Annotated in this window: 13 protein-coding genes; 9 read left to right on the top strand and 4 right to left on the bottom strand. The window is 41.3% G+C overall.

Annotated features, from left to right (window positions below; genetic code table 11):
* Positions 1-114 precede the first annotated feature (114 nt).
* The 3 genes from G1O98_RS09950 to G1O98_RS09940 all read left to right on the top strand — a co-directional run bounded on the left by G1O98_RS09950 (position 115) and on the right by G1O98_RS09940 (position 5,967).
* A complete protein-coding gene (locus G1O98_RS09950; protein ID WP_114083839.1) occupies positions 115-393 on the top strand; it encodes a GlsB/YeaQ/YmgE family stress response membrane protein in 279 nt (92 codons plus the stop codon).
* 58 nt (positions 394-451) lie between these two features.
* Positions 452-1,345: a hypothetical protein gene (locus G1O98_RS09945; RefSeq protein ID WP_163928653.1), complete on the top strand. Its 894-nt coding sequence runs from the start codon at positions 452-454 to the stop codon at positions 1,343-1,345.
* Between the two features lie 986 nt (positions 1,346-2,331).
* On the top strand, positions 2,332-5,967 hold the full coding sequence (locus tag G1O98_RS09940) for a response regulator (protein WP_163928652.1): 3,636 nt from the start codon (positions 2,332-2,334) through the stop codon (positions 5,965-5,967).
* A gap of 158 nt (positions 5,968-6,125) precedes the next feature.
* On the opposite strand, the gene G1O98_RS09935 is transcribed toward G1O98_RS09940, so the two are convergent.
* Positions 6,126-7,142 carry a ribose-phosphate pyrophosphokinase gene (locus G1O98_RS09935; protein WP_163928651.1) on the bottom strand — a complete coding sequence of 339 codons (1,017 nt, stop codon included), beginning with the start codon at positions 7,140-7,142 and terminating at the stop codon, positions 6,126-6,128.
* 879 nt (positions 7,143-8,021) lie between these two features.
* Here G1O98_RS09935 and G1O98_RS09930 point away from each other — a divergent pair.
* The 3 genes from G1O98_RS09930 to G1O98_RS09920 all read left to right on the top strand — a co-directional run bounded on the left by G1O98_RS09930 (position 8,022) and on the right by G1O98_RS09920 (position 11,827).
* Positions 8,022-9,758 (top strand): serine/threonine-protein kinase, encoded by a 1,737-nt coding sequence (locus G1O98_RS09930; protein WP_163928650.1) that lies wholly within the window; start codon positions 8,022-8,024, stop codon positions 9,756-9,758.
* A complete protein-coding gene (gene bioD / locus G1O98_RS09925; protein WP_163928649.1) occupies positions 9,758-10,438 on the top strand; it encodes a dethiobiotin synthase in 681 nt (226 codons plus the stop codon). Before G1O98_RS09930 ends, bioD begins: the two co-directional genes overlap by 1 nt.
* A 171-nt stretch (positions 10,439-10,609) precedes the next feature.
* Positions 10,610-11,827: a M20 family metallopeptidase gene (locus tag G1O98_RS09920; protein ID WP_163928648.1), complete on the top strand. Its 1,218-nt coding sequence runs from the start codon at positions 10,610-10,612 to the stop codon at positions 11,825-11,827.
* Between the two features lie 41 nt (positions 11,828-11,868).
* Here G1O98_RS09920 and G1O98_RS09915 read toward each other — a convergent pair whose 3' ends face one another.
* The 3 genes from G1O98_RS09915 to G1O98_RS09905 form a co-directional block, all read right to left on the bottom strand.
* Entirely contained in the window at positions 11,869-12,303 is a 435-nt protein-coding gene (locus G1O98_RS09915; protein WP_175586611.1) for a type II toxin-antitoxin system VapC family toxin, read from the bottom strand.
* An 11-nt stretch (positions 12,304-12,314) separates the two neighbouring features.
* Positions 12,315-12,587 carry a DUF2281 domain-containing protein gene (locus G1O98_RS09910; RefSeq protein WP_163928647.1) on the bottom strand — a complete coding sequence of 91 codons (273 nt, stop codon included), beginning with the start codon at positions 12,585-12,587 and terminating at the stop codon, positions 12,315-12,317.
* A 209-nt stretch (positions 12,588-12,796) separates the two neighbouring features.
* Entirely contained in the window at positions 12,797-13,000 is a 204-nt protein-coding gene (locus G1O98_RS09905; RefSeq protein ID WP_163928646.1) for a hypothetical protein, read from the bottom strand.
* A 574-nt stretch (positions 13,001-13,574) separates the two neighbouring features.
* Here G1O98_RS09905 and G1O98_RS09900 point away from each other — a divergent pair.
* The 3 genes from G1O98_RS09900 to G1O98_RS09890 all read left to right on the top strand — a co-directional run bounded on the left by G1O98_RS09900 (position 13,575) and on the right by G1O98_RS09890 (position 17,079).
* On the top strand, positions 13,575-14,894 hold the full coding sequence (locus G1O98_RS09900) for an acetyl ornithine aminotransferase family protein (protein ID WP_163928645.1): 1,320 nt from the start codon (positions 13,575-13,577) through the stop codon (positions 14,892-14,894).
* An 84-nt stretch (positions 14,895-14,978) separates the two neighbouring features.
* Positions 14,979-15,893 carry a DUF1338 domain-containing protein gene (locus tag G1O98_RS09895; RefSeq protein WP_163928644.1) on the top strand — a complete coding sequence of 305 codons (915 nt, stop codon included), beginning with the start codon at positions 14,979-14,981 and terminating at the stop codon, positions 15,891-15,893.
* 514 nt (positions 15,894-16,407) lie between these two features.
* The gene (locus G1O98_RS09890) at positions 16,408-17,079 is read left to right on the top strand and encodes a hypothetical protein (protein ID WP_163928643.1); all 672 of its coding nucleotides are present in this window, start codon (positions 16,408-16,410) and stop codon (positions 17,077-17,079) included.
* Positions 17,080-17,131: the final 52 nt, after the last annotated feature.

The raw sequence follows: 17,131 nt of genomic DNA, 5'->3' as shown, positions 1-17,131 counted from the left end.
TCTAAAGATTTTTGATTTTAGTTCTCTAGATAGATCGGTAATTTTAGAGGCAAACTTTAATATGAAATAGTCGAAAGGAAACGACAAAGCACATTCTCACAAAGGAAAGATTCAATGACTAACATTATTGCTTGGCTGGTTTTGGGTTTAATTGCAGGCGCGTTAGCTAAGTTATTTTATCCAGGAACCCAAGGTGGCGGTATTCTCTCCACGATTATATTAGGAATACTTGGAGCGGTAGTCGGTGGTTATTTGGGTCAAGTTTTACTAGGGAGTAGTTCAGCAGCCGCCGCATCTGTAGGAGCTTTATCTTTGGGAAGCATTTTATTTGCTGTTCTGGGTGCTATGCTACTGATTTTCCTATGGGGTTTACTGACTCGCCGAGCTGTATAATTACCTTCAATTAGCTAATAATCTTGGGAATCACTTCTAACTGCAATAAACCGATAAAATGACATTAGAAAAAGAGCGAAGAACTATAGTAGTTTTCGCTAAATGTTCCGATGCACAATTGGCACTTCAGGAACTAAAAGCTTCTAATTTTCCAATGCACAAAGTTTCTGTAATTGCAAAAAATGCAGAAGAACAAAGTGATATTGCTGGTGTTGAAGTTAAAGATAGCACTAGCAATACATCCTCAGAAGACACCGATCGAGCTTTTACTGGTAGTGCTTTAGGCGATTTGAATGACTTATTAGCTGGTCTAGTCTGCTGGGTAGTTCCTGGTGTAGGCCAAGTCATGGTAGCCGGCGCACAAGCAATAGCGATCGCTAGCAATCTAGCAAGTTGTTTACCGGATGTATTGGTAAGTTTAGGAATTCCTAAAGAGCAAGCAGAGGGTTACAGCGATCTAGTCTGTAAAGGTTATCATTTGGTGATGATAACCGGCATAGACATAGAAATTCGTCTAGCTAAGAGGATTTTTAATCGCCGCGATCTTCAACATTCGGGTGTTTATGAGCCATACTCCACCCCAAATAGCCGTTATAAGCACGCTATTGGTGTTTTTTCTAAGTACTATAATCTAGAAAGAGCGCTTACTGAACTGAGAACTGCTGGTTTTCCGATGAGTCAAGTATCAATAATTGCTAAAATTACCAGCAAAATAAGTGATATTACTGACATGAATATCAGCAGTTCTCAAGATATTTACCCCACTTTAGGAATTCCTAACGATCTCGCCAGATATTATCAGCATCAGGTCGCAGGTGGAAATTATCTAGTAGTCATAAAAGGCACTGATATCTACATAGCAGGTGCAAGAGCGATTTTAGAAAGTAACAATATCCAAGATTTTAGTATACATAGCCAATCTGAACTTGATTTGGCTAGAAGCGATCGCTAGAGTATTACTAACTTCTAGTTAAACTCAATAACGTGAAATTTATAGGGAAAGTATATTTTTTTATATAGATGAAATAGTTTACGTAAGTATATATTGCCTTTTAAAACCCTAGTTTTCTAGCATAATATTGCTTACAATAACTAAGGTTAAGGTTGTTCTTAATATTGGTGTACAATGGTGATGGTATTTTATCCATCCGCAAAAACTACTATATTTAACGTTTACAGAAAATGAAGTTCATTTCCTCTGTCCTATCTGCTTAATTGTATTATTCCAGATTTTTATCTATTCCTCAAGTGGTTTAACTTTCACTAGAGAATATTAAAATCTTGTGAAATTATTTAATCTCCTCCAAGGTTTTTTTGAGAAAAAGATGATGTCAAATTAAATCTAAGCGACAACAAGAGGTTAGCCTTAGAGTAAAATAATATCTGTTTCAAATAGTAAAATACTCGTCTCATAACCAATCCTACCCATTTTCGGTTCTGAGCCCATTTCCATTTCTACAAGATACGACCCGTTTCCAGAGTTAGGATGACATTCTCTTATGGTTCCCAATCCAACAATAAATTCTACCTTTTGCCCTTTGCAGAATCTAGGTCTTGCTATGTCAATTACTGCGATCATAAAAATCAACCTGTTTTTGTAAAGTCTGATGTTAAATTTATAATCTAAGAACAACTGTTTAAATATCCACCGCAATGCAATATTAAATTTTCAAAAAAATTGTTGCTTCTTTTGAAAGAGATTATGCTATTTAAAGGGTTGAAATTTATTAAAATATAAAAACGTTAGAAAAATTTATTTAGAAAATTATTTAAAATAACGTTACATTTATATATATAGAATTAAAGTTGATAATATTTGCCGTACCAAAAACTAGGCATATCCCAGATAAACAAAACATCCTACAGTTAATTTAGATAGTTAGAACATAATCGAAATAGTCTGAAAAACAGAAATAATTTAAATACCTGCCTGGAATAATGTTTAACCGTTTGAAGATTGGAACCAAGATTGGAGTAAGTTTTGCCTTGAGTTTGGCAACTCTGACCACCATTGGTCTAATCTCCTACCAAAGCACGAACGATCTAATTGAAACTTCGCGCAAAGAAACTCATACCTACCAGGTGCTAAGTCAGCTTGAAGACCTCAATCTGCAACTGACAAATGCTGAAACTGGTCAACGTGGTTACATTATTACGGGCGAACAGCGCTATTTAGAACCTTATAACGCTGCAATTGAATTACTGAATCAAAAAGTTAAGGAGCTTCAAAGGTTAACAGCAGATAACCCCAACCAACAAAATCGACTTGATACTTTGCAGCCACTGATAACTCAAAGAATGGCTGTAATGAAAGATGTCATTGAGCTACGGGAAGGCCAGGGTTTAGAAGCTTCCCAGAAAGCTATCCTGACAGACCAGGGTAAACAGCTAATGGATCAGATTCAGAAAGTTATCCAGGCGATGAAAACTGAGGAGAATGCACTGCTGAAACAGCGCTCTGAGAGAGCAAGAGCAGCTGGCCGGCAAACGATCGCCAGTATTGTCTATAGTATTCCCTTATTTTCTTTAATTTTAGGTTTGATCGGATTTGCCTTGACCAGACATATCTCAGCACCTCTAAAGCAAGTTTCTGGTTTGGCAGAAAAAATGGCGGATGGGGATTTATCGGTGAGTTTACCAGATAGCGATCGCTACGATGAAATTGGCGTGTTGACGCGCACCTTCAACCAGATGATCGTTAATCTGCGAAATACAACTCAAAAAAATGAAGAGCAAAACTGGTTAAAGTCTAACTTAGCTGAATTTACCCAGATGCTCCAAGGGCAGCGAAATCTGGAAGTTGCGTCTAGCTTGATATTGTCGAATTTAGCGCCACTGGTTGGGGCATCACAGGGCGTTTTTTATGCAATGACCTCTATAGACGACCAACCAGTACTGAAGTTGTTGAGTAGTTATGCTTACAAAGAACGAAAAAACTTAGCCAATCAGTTTCGCTTGGGCGAAGGATTGGTGGGACAATGCGCTCTAGAAAAACAAAGAATCCTCCTCACAGAAGTTCCTAGTGACTATATCCGCATCAGTTCCGGCTTGGGAGAATCACCACCGCTAAATATTATTGTTTTGCCTATAATGTTTGAGACGCAGGTGAGTGCCGTAATTGAACTTGCCTCTTTTGGATCTTTGAGCCATCTGCATCTGACATTTTTAGAGCAATTAAGTGAAAATCTGGGCGTATTTTTAAATAACATCGCCTCACAATTGCAAACCCAGCAACTACTTGAAGAGTCTGTTGCTTTAACAGAAGAACTGCAAACTCAGCAAGAAGAACTACAGCAGAGCAATCAACGTTTAGAAGAACAGGCGCACGAGTTGGAGGAATCACAATTTCTTGTCAAGCAGTCTAACGAAGAATTACAGCAACTAAATGAGGAGTTAGAAGAAAAGGCAGAACTGTTAGAAGTTCAAAATCGGGAAGTCGCTCGTAAGAACCAGGAAGTTGAAAGGGCGAGGAAGTCTTTGGAAGAAAAAGCTGAACAACTGGCTTTGTCTTCCAAATATAAGTCGGAATTTCTGGCGAATATGTCCCACGAATTACGGACACCCCTAAATAGCTTGTTAATTTTAGCTAGGCTGTTAGCAGATAATTCTCTAAACAACTTGACCGATAAACAGGTAGAGTACAGCCGGACTATTTACTCGGCTGGCACTGATTTGCTGGAATTGATCAATGACATTCTAGATTTAGCCAAAATTGAGTCGGGTACGATGTCGCTCGATATTGAGCAAATTGCTTTTGCAGATTTGGCAACATCTCTAGAACAGACTTTCCAGCAACTTGCCCACAATAAAGAACTCAGTTTTACTGTTGAACTGGATAGTAAGTTACCACCGACAATTTATAACGATTCTAAACGTCTGCAACAAGTGCTGAAAAATCTCCTAGCTAACGCCTTTAAGTTTACTGAACGGGGAGGCGTGAAGTTAGAAATTAGTATGTCTTCTGACGCAGCCGAAATTGATAATCCGATGATTGCTTTTGCTGTTAGCGATACGGGTATAGGCATTCCAGCCGAGAAACAGAAGGTTATTTTCGAGGCATTTCAGCAGGCAGATGGCACAACCAGCCGCAAGTATGGCGGCACTGGCTTGGGTTTGTCCATCAGCCGAGAATTGGCTCAACTGTTGGGAGGGAGAATTGAATTAGTCAGCAAACCAGGGCAGGGAAGCACCTTCACTCTCTACCTACCCAGACGACAGGAAAAGAATAGTCAAAGTACTTTTACACCGCCTCAGCCAATCACAATCCGCCAAGCATCGACTAGAAAAGAAGTGCCTCTGGTAGAAAACAGACCCACAACTGTGGACACCTCTCCAACCGCGAAAGTACTTACCAACCTCCCCCAAGAAATTCCAGATGACCGGGAAATAATTCAACCGGGCGATCGCATTTTGCTAATTATCGAGGATGATGATAAATTCGCCCGCATCTTACTAGATATGGCTCGTGAGCAGGGTTTTAAGGCTATAGTTGCCTTACAGAGCAAACAAGGTCTAGCACTCGCGCAACAGTTTAAGCCCGATGCAATTATGCTAGATATTTATATGCCAGAAATGGATGGTTGGACGGTGCTGGATCGTCTAAAGCATAAACCAGATACCAGGCATATACCAGTACATATACTTTCCGTAGATGAAAGACAGCAACGGGGATTACAGCTAGGAGCAATTACTTACCTACAAAAACCTGTTTCTCCAGAAGCGCTAACTCAGGTATTGACTGATATTAAAGGTTTTATTGAGCGTCAGGTAAGAAATCTCCTCATCGTAGAAGACGATCCCGTACAAGCCCAAAGTATTATCGAATTGATTGGTAATGGTGATGTCCAGAGTACAGCAGTAGGTACGGGAGCAGAAGCGCTGTTGATTTTGCGATCGCAGCACTTTGACTGTATGGTACTGGATCTTGGTCTGCCTGATATGAGCGGGTTTGCACTAATTGAGCAAATCAAGAAAGAACCCAGACTGTTGAAACTGCCAATTATCGTTTATACCGGCAAAGAACTCAGCCGCCAAGAAGAAACCCAACTGCGCGGATTAGCAGAGACAATTATCATTAAAAATGTGCGATCACCAGAGCGGTTATTAGACGAAACGGCCCTGTTTTTGCATCGAGTGCAAGCAAATTTGCCCCCACCAAAGCGTCAAATGCTAGAGCAACTACATCAAAATGACCCGGTGCTAGCTAATCGGAAAATTTTGATTGTAGATGATGACTTGCGGAATATTTTTGCCCTGACCAGCTTCTTAGAAAGCTATCAAATGCAAGTGCTGTTTGCCGAAAATGGCATAGATGGCATAGAGAGACTGCAAAGTAATCCTGACATAAATATAGTATTGATGGATATTATGATGCCGGAAATGGATGGTTACGAAACCACCCGCGCCATCCGCCAGCAACAACAGTTTCGCTCACTACCAATAATTGCTTTAACTGCTAAAGCTATGCCAGGTGATCGCGAAAAGTGCATCGAAGCTGGAGCCTCTGACTACATTACCAAACCTGTAGATACTGAGCAACTACTTTCACTACTCCGCGTTTGGCTGTATCGGTAAGGGGGCAGGGGGAGAAAGAGTTTTCTGTAAACCAGCTTGGAAGCTCGAACTATTTGTGTCGTAATCTCAGTACAGAAAGTTTTAAACTACTAAAAGCCCACACTGCACCCAATCAAGGGGTCAGCGTGGGTAATTTTTGCCTGTAACACGAAGACAGTTTAGCGGAACATACTACTAACTGAAGTATCTTCATGAATCCGCCAGATAGTTTCTCCTAAGAGATTAGCTACTGACAACACCACTAGTTGGGGAAAACGATTGTTTTCTGGTATGGGGATCGTGTTGGTGACAATAACTTCCTCAAACAAACCACTGGATAATCGCTCCATCGCTGGTGGGGAAAATACTGCATGAGTTGCACAGGCGTATACCTGACGCGCTCCTTCTTCACGCAGTAATCTTGCTCCTTCTGCGATCGTGCCGCCAGTGTCGATCATGTCATCCACCAACACTGCCGTTTTGCCTTTAACATCGCCGATGACATTTAACACTTCTGCAACATTATGTGCCTGACGACGTTTGTCAATAATCGCCAGGGGAGCATCATTCAGTTTTTTGGCAAATGCTCTGGCTCGTGCTACACCGCCAACATCGGGGGAAACAACCACAAGATCGGGCAATTGCTTGCTTGCTAGATAATCCAGCAATACTGGAGAACCGTAAACATGGTCAAAGGGAATATCGAAATAGCCTTGAATTTGCGCCGAGTGTAAATCCATTGCTAGAACGCGGTTGGCACCTGCTTCGGTGATCAAGTTAGCAACCAGCTTGGCAGTGATTGACTCTCGTCCTGCCGTTTTGCGATCGGCACGAGCATAGCCATAGTAGGGAATTACTGCCGTCACCTGTCGCGCCGAAGCTCGACGACAGGCATCAACCATAATCAATAATTCCATCAAATGATCGTTCACGGGTTGACAGCATGGCTGAATTAAATAGACATCACAACCCCGAATTGATTCTTGGATTTGAACGTAAAGTTCTCCATCCGCAAATCTTTTGCGAATCATTGGGCCCAAGTCCATCCCGACATAACGAGCGACTTCTTGAGACAGAGGTAAATTGGCAGAGCCCGAAAACAGCCGCAAGCGATGATTATCATTCATTCCCGTTGAAGATGCTTGCACTTTGAAAGTTGCAGAACTAAGAACAGCAGATCCTCTATTTGAATTCATAGCAATATTATCATTAAAGATTTAATAGATTTAACTGAGAAATAGCCTAAAAAAAACATCTGTGAGTTTTATTAAAGCTTCCATACAAAATTTAAGCATTTCTCCATAAAATTATCATTCGCTAACTGTCTAATTTTCTTTGGAAGCAAACCATTGATAGCTTAACTGATATCAAGTCCGTCCAGTAAGATGTATAATTCAAATTTTTGAGTTGAGACAAACAACCTCAAGCTATCAAAGATTGGTGTACTAGATTGCTTCTTCTAAATACATCATTTATTACTGACAGTAAAGTATTTATAACTTTAAGTGGTATTGAAGTTTCTTCTTAGACAAGGAGCATTTGGAACTAAGTGTTTAAGTTGTATCCTATTATATTCTACGATACTAGCAATAAATAAGTAAACTGGCAGATTTAATTTTAAGTTTTAATTCACACAATAAAATTCCAAAATAGTTGTATTTAAACAAACTCTCATAGGTGTGGTTTTCGTGCAAGGCTGACAGCGCCAAGCTGCGCTAATTTTTGTTCTTCTTCCCCCAGTGATCTTCTGGGGAGCAATGCTCTAAAAGTGAGATGGGTAACAGGGTAGGCAGGGGAAGAGAAGGAAATAAGTCTATTCATGACTATTTCACTAGAAAAATTCCTCAAATCTTCTCTTTACTCTCCCTGCCTCCCCTGCTCCCCTTGCCCCCTGTATCGTGGACAGTTCTTAAAGTTGCATAAGACACTTGAAACGTGACTTTGCGTATACTCCTAACTGGGGGTATACCCATTAGGTAAGGTAGAATATCGCTGCATGTAACTGTGTCGCCTCTCGGACTTAATCTTGGTGGGTGACTTCCTCCTCAGTTGCTCCTACACTCAATCAATCGCTCATGCAACCACCCATTACAGTTGGCACTGTCTTGCAAAACCGTTACCGCATAATTCAAATTCTCGGACAAGGAGGATTTGGTAGAACCTATCTGGCAGAAGATCAGAGGCGATTTAACGAACTGTGCGCGATCAAGGAATTGATTTCAACAGCAACGGAGGCTTCGGCTTGGGAAAAGGCAAAGGAGCTTTTTCACCGAGAAGCTGCCATTTTATATCAAATCGAACATCCACAAGTCCCCAAATTTCGGGAAAGATTTGAGCAAGACCAACGCTTATTTTTGGTGGAGGACTATGTTGCAGGTCAAACTTATCGAGCGATGCTGGCTGAACGTCAAGCTGTTGGTAAAACCTTCACAGAGGCTGAAGTATTGCAGCTGATACAGTTGTTGTTGCGTGTTTTAGAGCATATTCACAGTCGAGGGATCATTCATCGAGATATCTCGCCAGAAAACATTATTTTGCGAGATAGTGACGCTAAACCTGTGTTAATTGACTTTGGGGTGGTAAAGGAACTAGCAACACGTTTGCGATCGCCAGAGAGTGCCATGCCCGAAACCACTGTGGGAAAATTAGGCTACTCTCCTAGCGAACAAATGCAAACAGGGGGGGCTTACCCTAGCAGTGACTTGTATGCATTAGCGGTAAGCGCGATTGTTTTGCTGACTGGTAAAGAACCAAAGGATCTATTTGATGAAAACCAACTAACTTGGAATTGGCAGCGATGGGTAAAGGTGAGTCCGCGATTTGCTGTAGTGTTGAATCGAATGTTGAATCATATACCGAGCGATCGCTATCAGAGTGCTGCTAGTGTATCTCAAGCACTACAACCTTTAGAACAAGTCAGTCTTCCTCCCCTGAATGCGTCTAATTTGCAGACAATGGCTGTTAGCCGCCGTCCTGACTCAGTACCACCACCAGCTTCGCCGAAGAAACAACCCGATCCTGTGATTCCACCAAGTTCCACTAGTTCAGTCTTGGATAATCCGTTAGCGATCACAGCAATTGCCACTGCTGTAGTCTTTGTCGCCGGATTTGGTTCTTGGGCATTAGTCAGTTCAATCCGCAGTCAGTCGAAACCATCACCAACTGAAACGCTTCCACAAAATTTCCCTTCACCAGTTATTTCTGGTGGTACTACGTTCACAGCCACACCCACACCCACCACTGAGCAACCTATTTCTAGGCGGCTCAATCTGGGAGCAAATAACACAGCCATAGTTACAGATACTCTCAAAACAAATCAAATCATCCGCTATACTTTTTTTGGACAGAAAGGTGACAAGTTAACTGCATTGATTGACCCAACAAGCAGCGTATTGCTCACAGTTTTAAGTCCCAATGAACAACCACTTGCTCAAAATACTCAACCAATAACAGCTTATGAAGGCATATTGCTAGTTACTGGTAGATATACTATTGAGTTAACACTGGCTTCGGGAGTTGCCGAAAGCAATTACAACCTCAATGTTTCATTAGAAAAATCAGTCAAACCAATTCCCACCGAGACACCGATTCCCGTTCCTACAGAGACACCGCTCCCAATTCCTACAGAAACACCCCTCCCAATTCCCACTGAGACACCGATTCCCATTCCTACAGAGACACCGCTCCCAATTCCTACAGAAACACCCTTCCCAATTCCCACAGAGATACCGATTCCAACTCCGCCCACTGGTGAAACGCCAACCTTGCCGCCAGTTAATGAAACACAACCATTTTCTGGCCAAAGAAATTAATGTTAAACACACTACTGATTACTGGAACTGATACCGAAGCTGGCAAAACTGTTTTAACAACAGCCTTAGCAGCCTATTGGCAAAAATATTACCCGCAGCGTAGCTGGGGAATCATGAAACCGATTCAATCGGGGATTGGCGATCGCGAGTGGTATCAAAAGCTATTTGCGCTAGAACAATCTTCAGAGGAAATTACACCGTTATACTTTGAAGCACCTTTAGCCCCTCCCATCGCCGCCGCACGAGAAAATCGCCAAGTCGATTTAGCTCTTGTGTGGCAAGCTTTGTCTAAGTTGCGATCGCAACGTGATTTTGTGCTTGTAGAAGCCTTGGGAGGGTTAGGTTCGCCGGTAACTGACGAGTTAACCGTAGCTGATTTAGCTGGAGAATGGCGTTTACCAACGGTATTGGTAGTACCAGTTAGATTGGGTGCGATCGCTCAAGCTGTGGCAAACGTTGCATTAGCTAGGCAATCGCGCGTTAATCTCAAAGGCATTATTCTGAACTGCATACAACCTCGAACAGATGCAGAAATAGCCGACTGGACACCACAGCAATTAATTCAATCACTTACTAACATGCCAGTTTTAGGCTGCTTACCCTATTTAGATAATCTGACTGATTTAGATAAACTTGCTCAAATAGCGTCAGATTTAGATTGGGAAACACTGACACTTTGAATTTGTCATTTGTCATTGGGCATTGGGCATTGGGCATTGGGAAAGAGGAGGGAGGAGTTCTTCAATTTTGAATTTTGAATTGATTTCTCCCTTATTCCCATGCCCCATGCCCCATGCCCGATTTATTACGATAGACTAAGTTAGCTGTACTTAAACTAGCTTGTCTTCATAATGGTTTCTACCTTTCCCAATTCCTCGTCTGTTGATCTATCTCGCATCCGGCTGGCAATTCGCTCATTGCAACCGCAATTAGTAGAGTGGCGGCGGCGATTGCATCAACAACCAGAGTTGGGTTTTCAAGAAAAGCTGACGGCTGAGTTCGTATCACAAAAGCTGCAAGAGTGGGGAATTGAGCATCAAAGTGGCATTGCTCACACTGGCATTGTTGCCACCATCAAGGGTAACAAATTAGGTGCAGAGAAAGTTTTAGCGATTCGGGCAGATATGGATGCTTTGCCAATCCAAGAACTTAACGAAGTACCCTATAAATCGCAGCATGATGGAGTGATGCACGCTTGCGGACATGATGGACATACTGCGATCGCATTAGGTACAGCTTATTATCTGCAACAGCATCGCCAAGACTTCTCCGGTACAGTGAAAATTATCTTTCAGCCAGCAGAAGAATCACCAGGAGGCGCAAAGCCGATGATTGAAGCTGGAGTCCTGAAAAATCCTGATGTTGACGCGATTATTGGTTTGCATTTGTGGAATAATTTACCCTTGGGAACAGTGGGTGTCCGTGCTGGGGCGTTGATGGCAGCTGTGGAGTGCTTTAACTGCACAATTTTGGGCAAAGGTGGACACGGCGCACTACCCCATCAAACTGTTGACTCTGTAGTAGTTGCTGCCCAAATTGTAAATGCTCTGCAAACCATTGTCGCCCGGAATGTGAATCCCATTGATTCGGCTGTGGTAACGGTGGGCGAACTTCATGCTGGAACCAAGCGGAATGTGATTGCTGATACAGCGCGAATGAGTGCTACTGTCAGGTATTTTAATCCTAGTTTGAAAGGCTTTTTCAACCAGCGTGTTGAGCAGATTATTGCTGGAATTTGTCAAAGTCATGGTGCGAGTTATGACTTAGAATATTGGGCACTTTATCCACCAGTAATTAATGATATTAAGATAGCGGAATTGGTGCGAACTGTAGCTGAAGAAGTGGTAGAAACCCCGTTGGGTATTGTGCCAGAATGCCAAACTATGGCTGCTGAAGATATGTCATTTTTCTTGCAAGAGGTTCCTGGTTGCTATTTCTTTTTAGGTTCTGCCAATCCAGAGAAAGATTTGGCGTATCCTCATCATCATCCCCGGTTTGATTTTGACGAAACGGCGTTGGGAATGGGTGTGGAAATATTTGTTAGATGCGTGGAGAAGTTTTTGAATTAATTGAGTGGGTGTAAATTAGCTGTTTTTTTACCCTGTTTAATTTACACCCAACTTTCCCAAGAAATTTCTCTTACTTGTCGCATTCGCTCAAAGTCGCTATCAGATGAAACAAGAGTCAATGAATGACGTAAAACTGTAGCAGCTATCCAGAGGTCATTTTCACTAATGCCTATGATATTTAGTTTGGTTGTTTTACGTTTATTTTTTTCTTTTGGGCCAAATTGTTTGATAATTTCTGATTTAAAATCACCGTAGATTTCTGTTGTTTCTTTGTCGATCCCGTCTAGGTTAATTCGTTTGAGAAATGCATTAATTTTTATTAAATTAGCAGCTTTTTGATGTGAGTTTTGTGCCATAAAGTGCAACTCATTAGCAACAATAACACTGGTTGCTAATTGTACCTGACCAAGCGATCGCAAGTGATTTACAACGCCAGGCACACCTTCTATCAAAAAGGAACAGTGATTAGTATCCAAGAGATAGATAATTAAAATTCTAGAGGTATCCGACTGTCATGAACTAGTTGCAGGCATTCTCTAATATCTGAACCTTCCCAACTACCGACAAATTCTAATAAATCTTCAGCAGTAGAACCTGTTAAGGTATGCTCTGTTGTAACCGTTTGAGCAGGTTTGGTATCTGAAGATATACTATTTTTTTCATGTTTGACTTGCAAAAATTGTACAAAGTCTAAAATTTCTTGTAATAATGGTTCAGGTAATTTTTCTAATTCTTGGTTAATTTGTTCTTTAATAGTCATTATTACCCCTGTGTTTACATGGTTGAAAAACTGGGTATTGATTTATTATCTAATATAGATTACGGTTTTTTTGTTTGCGAAGTGTGCGTCCTAGTGCGTCGCCTATTTAAACAGTGCCAGGTAACGAAAAGCTATAACCCGCAAGGCTTCGTGGAATATATCTTGTTCACAAAGTTTTACAAATCTCGAAAACCTTTATAGATTACAATTTACAAGTCTGGACGCGAGAGAAGAAGTAGAAATAAAGTGATCACGACTCGACGGTTTAGCTTGGTATGCATTGCTTGGTAGGTAACTGCAAAACCGCCACCACCCAAGTATTTTTCTATTTTGTATTTGCCGTTGTATATTAGCTGTCCGTCTTGCCAGAACATACGCCCAGATTTATTAATGGCTAATGTTGATTGTGACACGCTTTTTGTGAGTTCTCGTGGTTGGCGTTGCTGAATAAGCTCACGCAGAAGCGCAGAGAAGAAGATTGAGGTCTTCTGACTACTGCTGAACTAACTATTGGAGTCGCAAAAGCAGCTAATGTGACTTGAAAACTAACTATTGAAGTCGCAAAAGCAGCTAATGTGACTTGAAAACCAACTATTGGAGTCGCAAAAGCTACTAATGCGACTTGAAAACCAACTATTGGAGTTGCAAAAGCTACTAATGCGACTTGAAAACTAACTATTGGAGTTGCAAAAGCTACTAATGCGACTAAAAACTAACTATTGGAGTCACAAAAGCTACTAATGCGGCTGCTGATCTAACTATTGCGTAGGCGTAGCTGGTCGTTATTACCTATTTTGTGGTTGAGTGGAGACGCGATCGCAGAAGTTGTGTTATAAAAACGGGCAAAGTCTTACAAAATACGAAAATCTTTACTATGAAGCTTTTTCAGTAAATGCGTAATTTCTACATCAATGGCATCAAATGCTACTGTAACTAATCAACTTTTAGCGTTTAATCATCAGTAATCTTTAAAAAATTGCAAAAATAATGTTAAGTATACCTATTAACTTAAATTTACCTCGTATACCCCGTTTAATAACTTCTTTACCTGGGCCTCGCGCTCAAGCAATTGTACAACGCGATCGCGCGGTAACTTCCCCTTCTTACACCCGCGATTACCCATTAGTTGTATCTCGCGGCCAGGGCTGTATGATTGAAGATGTGGATGGCAATGTATTTCTGGATATGACCGCAGGTATTGCCGTTACCGCCACCGGACACGCCCACCCGGAAGTCGTCAAAGCAATTCAGGAACAGTCGGCGCGTCTGCTGCACATGTCAGGGACGGATTTTTATTATGAACCGATGGTGGAACTGGCGGAACAACTAGCGATTCGCGCCCCTTTTCCTCAACTACAGAGTCACAGTGCATTCCCTGCAAAAGTATTTTTCACCAATTCCGGGGCAGAGTCAAACGAAGGAGCGATTAAACTAGCTAGATATTACACCAAGCGATCGCTAATTGTGGCTTTCTTAGGTGCATTTCACGGACGCACTTATGGGGCAATGTCTCTCACTGGTTCTAAAGCAGTGCAGCGAGCGAATTTTGGGCCTTTAGTTCCTGGGGTAACTCATATTCCCTACGGCACTCACGCCAGCTTAGATTACCTGGAAAAACAGCTATTTGGGACAATTTTACCACCGCAAGAAGTAGCCGCAATCGTAGTCGAAGCAATTCAGGGAGAAGGCGGGTATATCGTACCAGAGGATGGTTTTTTGAAACGGATTCGGGATATTTGCGATCGCCACGGTATTCTGATGGTAGTGGATGAAGTGCAAGCGGGAATGGGGCGGACAGGTCGCTTATTTGCGATCGAGCATTGGGGTGTGATGCCTGATATTATTACCACTGCCAAAGGTATCGCCAGTGGTCTGCCATTAGGTGCGATACTTGCCAGACCAGAGTTAATGACTTGGCCTCCAGGTTCTCACGCTACCACATTTGGCGGTAATCCCGTTGCTTGTGCTGCTGGTATTGCCACACTACAATTGCTGGAAAGTGGTTTGATGACCAACGCTACCCAGATGGGAGAATTCTTACAAGCTAGTCTTACCGAGTTGCATCAAAGATTTCCGAGAGTATCGCCGCCACGAGGTAAAGGTTTGATGGTAGCCGTGGATTTATTGGATGAACAGGGTAATCTCGATCATAAATTGCGCGATCGCATTATTCAAGAAGCTTTTTTACGCGGTTTATTATTACTAGGTTGCGGTAAAGCGGCAATTCGTTTCTGTCCCCCTCTAGTTATCGACAGCGACCAAATTCAAATCGCCCTTCAGATTATCAGTGATATTTTAAGTTCTTAAAAAATAATAGGGAATGGGGAGTCGCGGGAAGTAAATAACCAATACCCAATGCCCCATGCCCAATGCCCAATCCCCAAATACTTTATGAAACCCGAAATAGCCTTAAATTTATGGAAATTACTTTGGCAAGAATACAGCGCCAGAGTAAATCATGCCCGTACCTACCAGCAAATGATAACTACTGCGGGTGGGACTGTTGCCAACGACCACATCGCCTTTAGGTCTTTGCGTTTATTAGTAGATAGTCCACAGGGTCAAGTTAATTTAGGAATTGACTATCTCGCACAATTTGCAGAAGCTTTGGGTTACGTGGCGGCTGGGGAGTATAATTTTGCTCAAACTCATCTATATGCCCGTCATTATCGCCATCCCCAGCAAGATGAATTTAACTTACCCAAACTCTTTATCAGCGAGTTGATTGTTGATGAACTGCCTGCTAATATTGCTCAACTCATCTCTAAAACAGTATCTGCAATCCCACACCAACTAACCTCAGCCGTTACTCTTCTCAAAAAAGATGCGGAGATTGAAACCATTGCCAAACAACTTCAGCAAGTCTTTACCCGTCCTTGGCTACCTCCTAAGCGTTCTGTTGTAGAAGAGGTCAATCAGATTACTCAATATGGGGCTTGGGTGTTGCTGCACGGGTATGGTGTCAACCATTTTACAGGCTACGTCAACGGACAGAACACCCCAGAATATCCAGATATTGATACTACCGCTAGTGGTTTGGCTCATTTGGGTGTACCAATGAAAGCAGAGATAGAGGGAAATATTGCCTGTGGTTTGCGGCAAACTGCAACTCAAGCTGTAACAGAAATGGTGACAGTGCTAGATGATAACAGTGGCGCAGAAATTCAGATCCCTTGGACTTACGCTTATTATGAAATTGCCCAGCGTTATCTAGTCGAAATCGAGCCTGGAAAGCAGATACTTTTCGATGCTTTTTTAGGAAGTAATGCCCAGCAATTGTTTGAAATGACTCGTCTATCTAAATAAACCTCATCTATGTTGAAACTTACCTTTGTGTTGCCCACTATCATTATTAATAGGTGCAACACCAACTAAACGAGAGATTTATTTGGCAGTTAATTGACACAAATCTGAAAAGGGATACTAAACCTTAAAAACTAAGCGATCGCCTATTGTGGAAGGGTGAGCGATCGCCTTACGGAAAACCTCAAAAATAAAGCGATCGCTTTGTGTAGACATTCAATTCTCAATAGCTGCTCAAATTTCTTCGCGTATTAGTCGTGAATTAGATTCTAGGATTTATTCTGGGGTTTTGCCAACAGCTAATTTCTTTATAATCAACTCAACAGTAATGCATATTCTAACAATCACGGGTTTCCAGGTCATCGTTTTATGATCGGATACAATTAATTGTTTGAAAGGCTTTTGCATTGTTCTTGGTTATTTACGTTATTATATATACTTGAGCTAGTAGCCTTTTTGTGTACATTTACTATCAGCCACAAGCATCACTGATTAAGCATATTACGGAGGTATTTTTGTGGATAGAATTACCAAAAGTTTGATAGAAGCTTTTCTAAAAGAACATGAAATAGAATCAGAAGGAGAAGCAATAGATTTTGAAAAATTTTGTAACTACTGCGTACTTTCACGAGAGTATCCTGAGACTTTTAAAGTAGAAGATGTTTCTGTAGGCAGTTCAAATGATACTGGGCTTGATGGTATCGCTATTATTGTAAATGGTAAACTTGTAGATTCTATTGAAGAAGTTGATGATTTAGCTGATATCAATAAACGTATGGAAGCAACATTTATCTTTATTCAGTCTAAAACATCAAACACTTTTGATAGTGGAGATATGTTAAAGTTCTTTGAGGGAGTTTCAGATTTTTTTGCAGAAGAACAACCAGTTTTAGAACGCAATGAAATGGTTGAATATAAAGCAAAAATAGCAACACATATATACTCTAAAAAAAGTAGTATGATGGTACGGGGAAGACCTTTATGTAAGATGTACTATATCACAACAGGTAAATGGACTGATGACAAGAACTTAGTCAGGCGTATGAGTGCTAAAAAACATGAAATTGAAGATAAAAACATCTTTGAAAAAGTAGAAATTCAGGCACTAGGTGCTGATGAAATTAGAAAGCTTTATCAAAGTACAAAACTAGCATTAAGTACAGATATAGGAATCATATTTGATTTTTGAAAAAGACTACGAGATAATACTGAGGTAAATATCGGTCTAAGAGTGAACCATG

The organism is Nostoc sp. UIC 10630 (genome assembly GCF_010747425.1).
Classification (GTDB): Bacteria; Cyanobacteriota; Cyanobacteriia; order Cyanobacteriales; family Nostocaceae; genus Nostoc.
The sequence above is the reverse complement of the archived record's forward strand: the minus strand, read 5'-3'. Positions and strand labels throughout refer to the sequence as shown.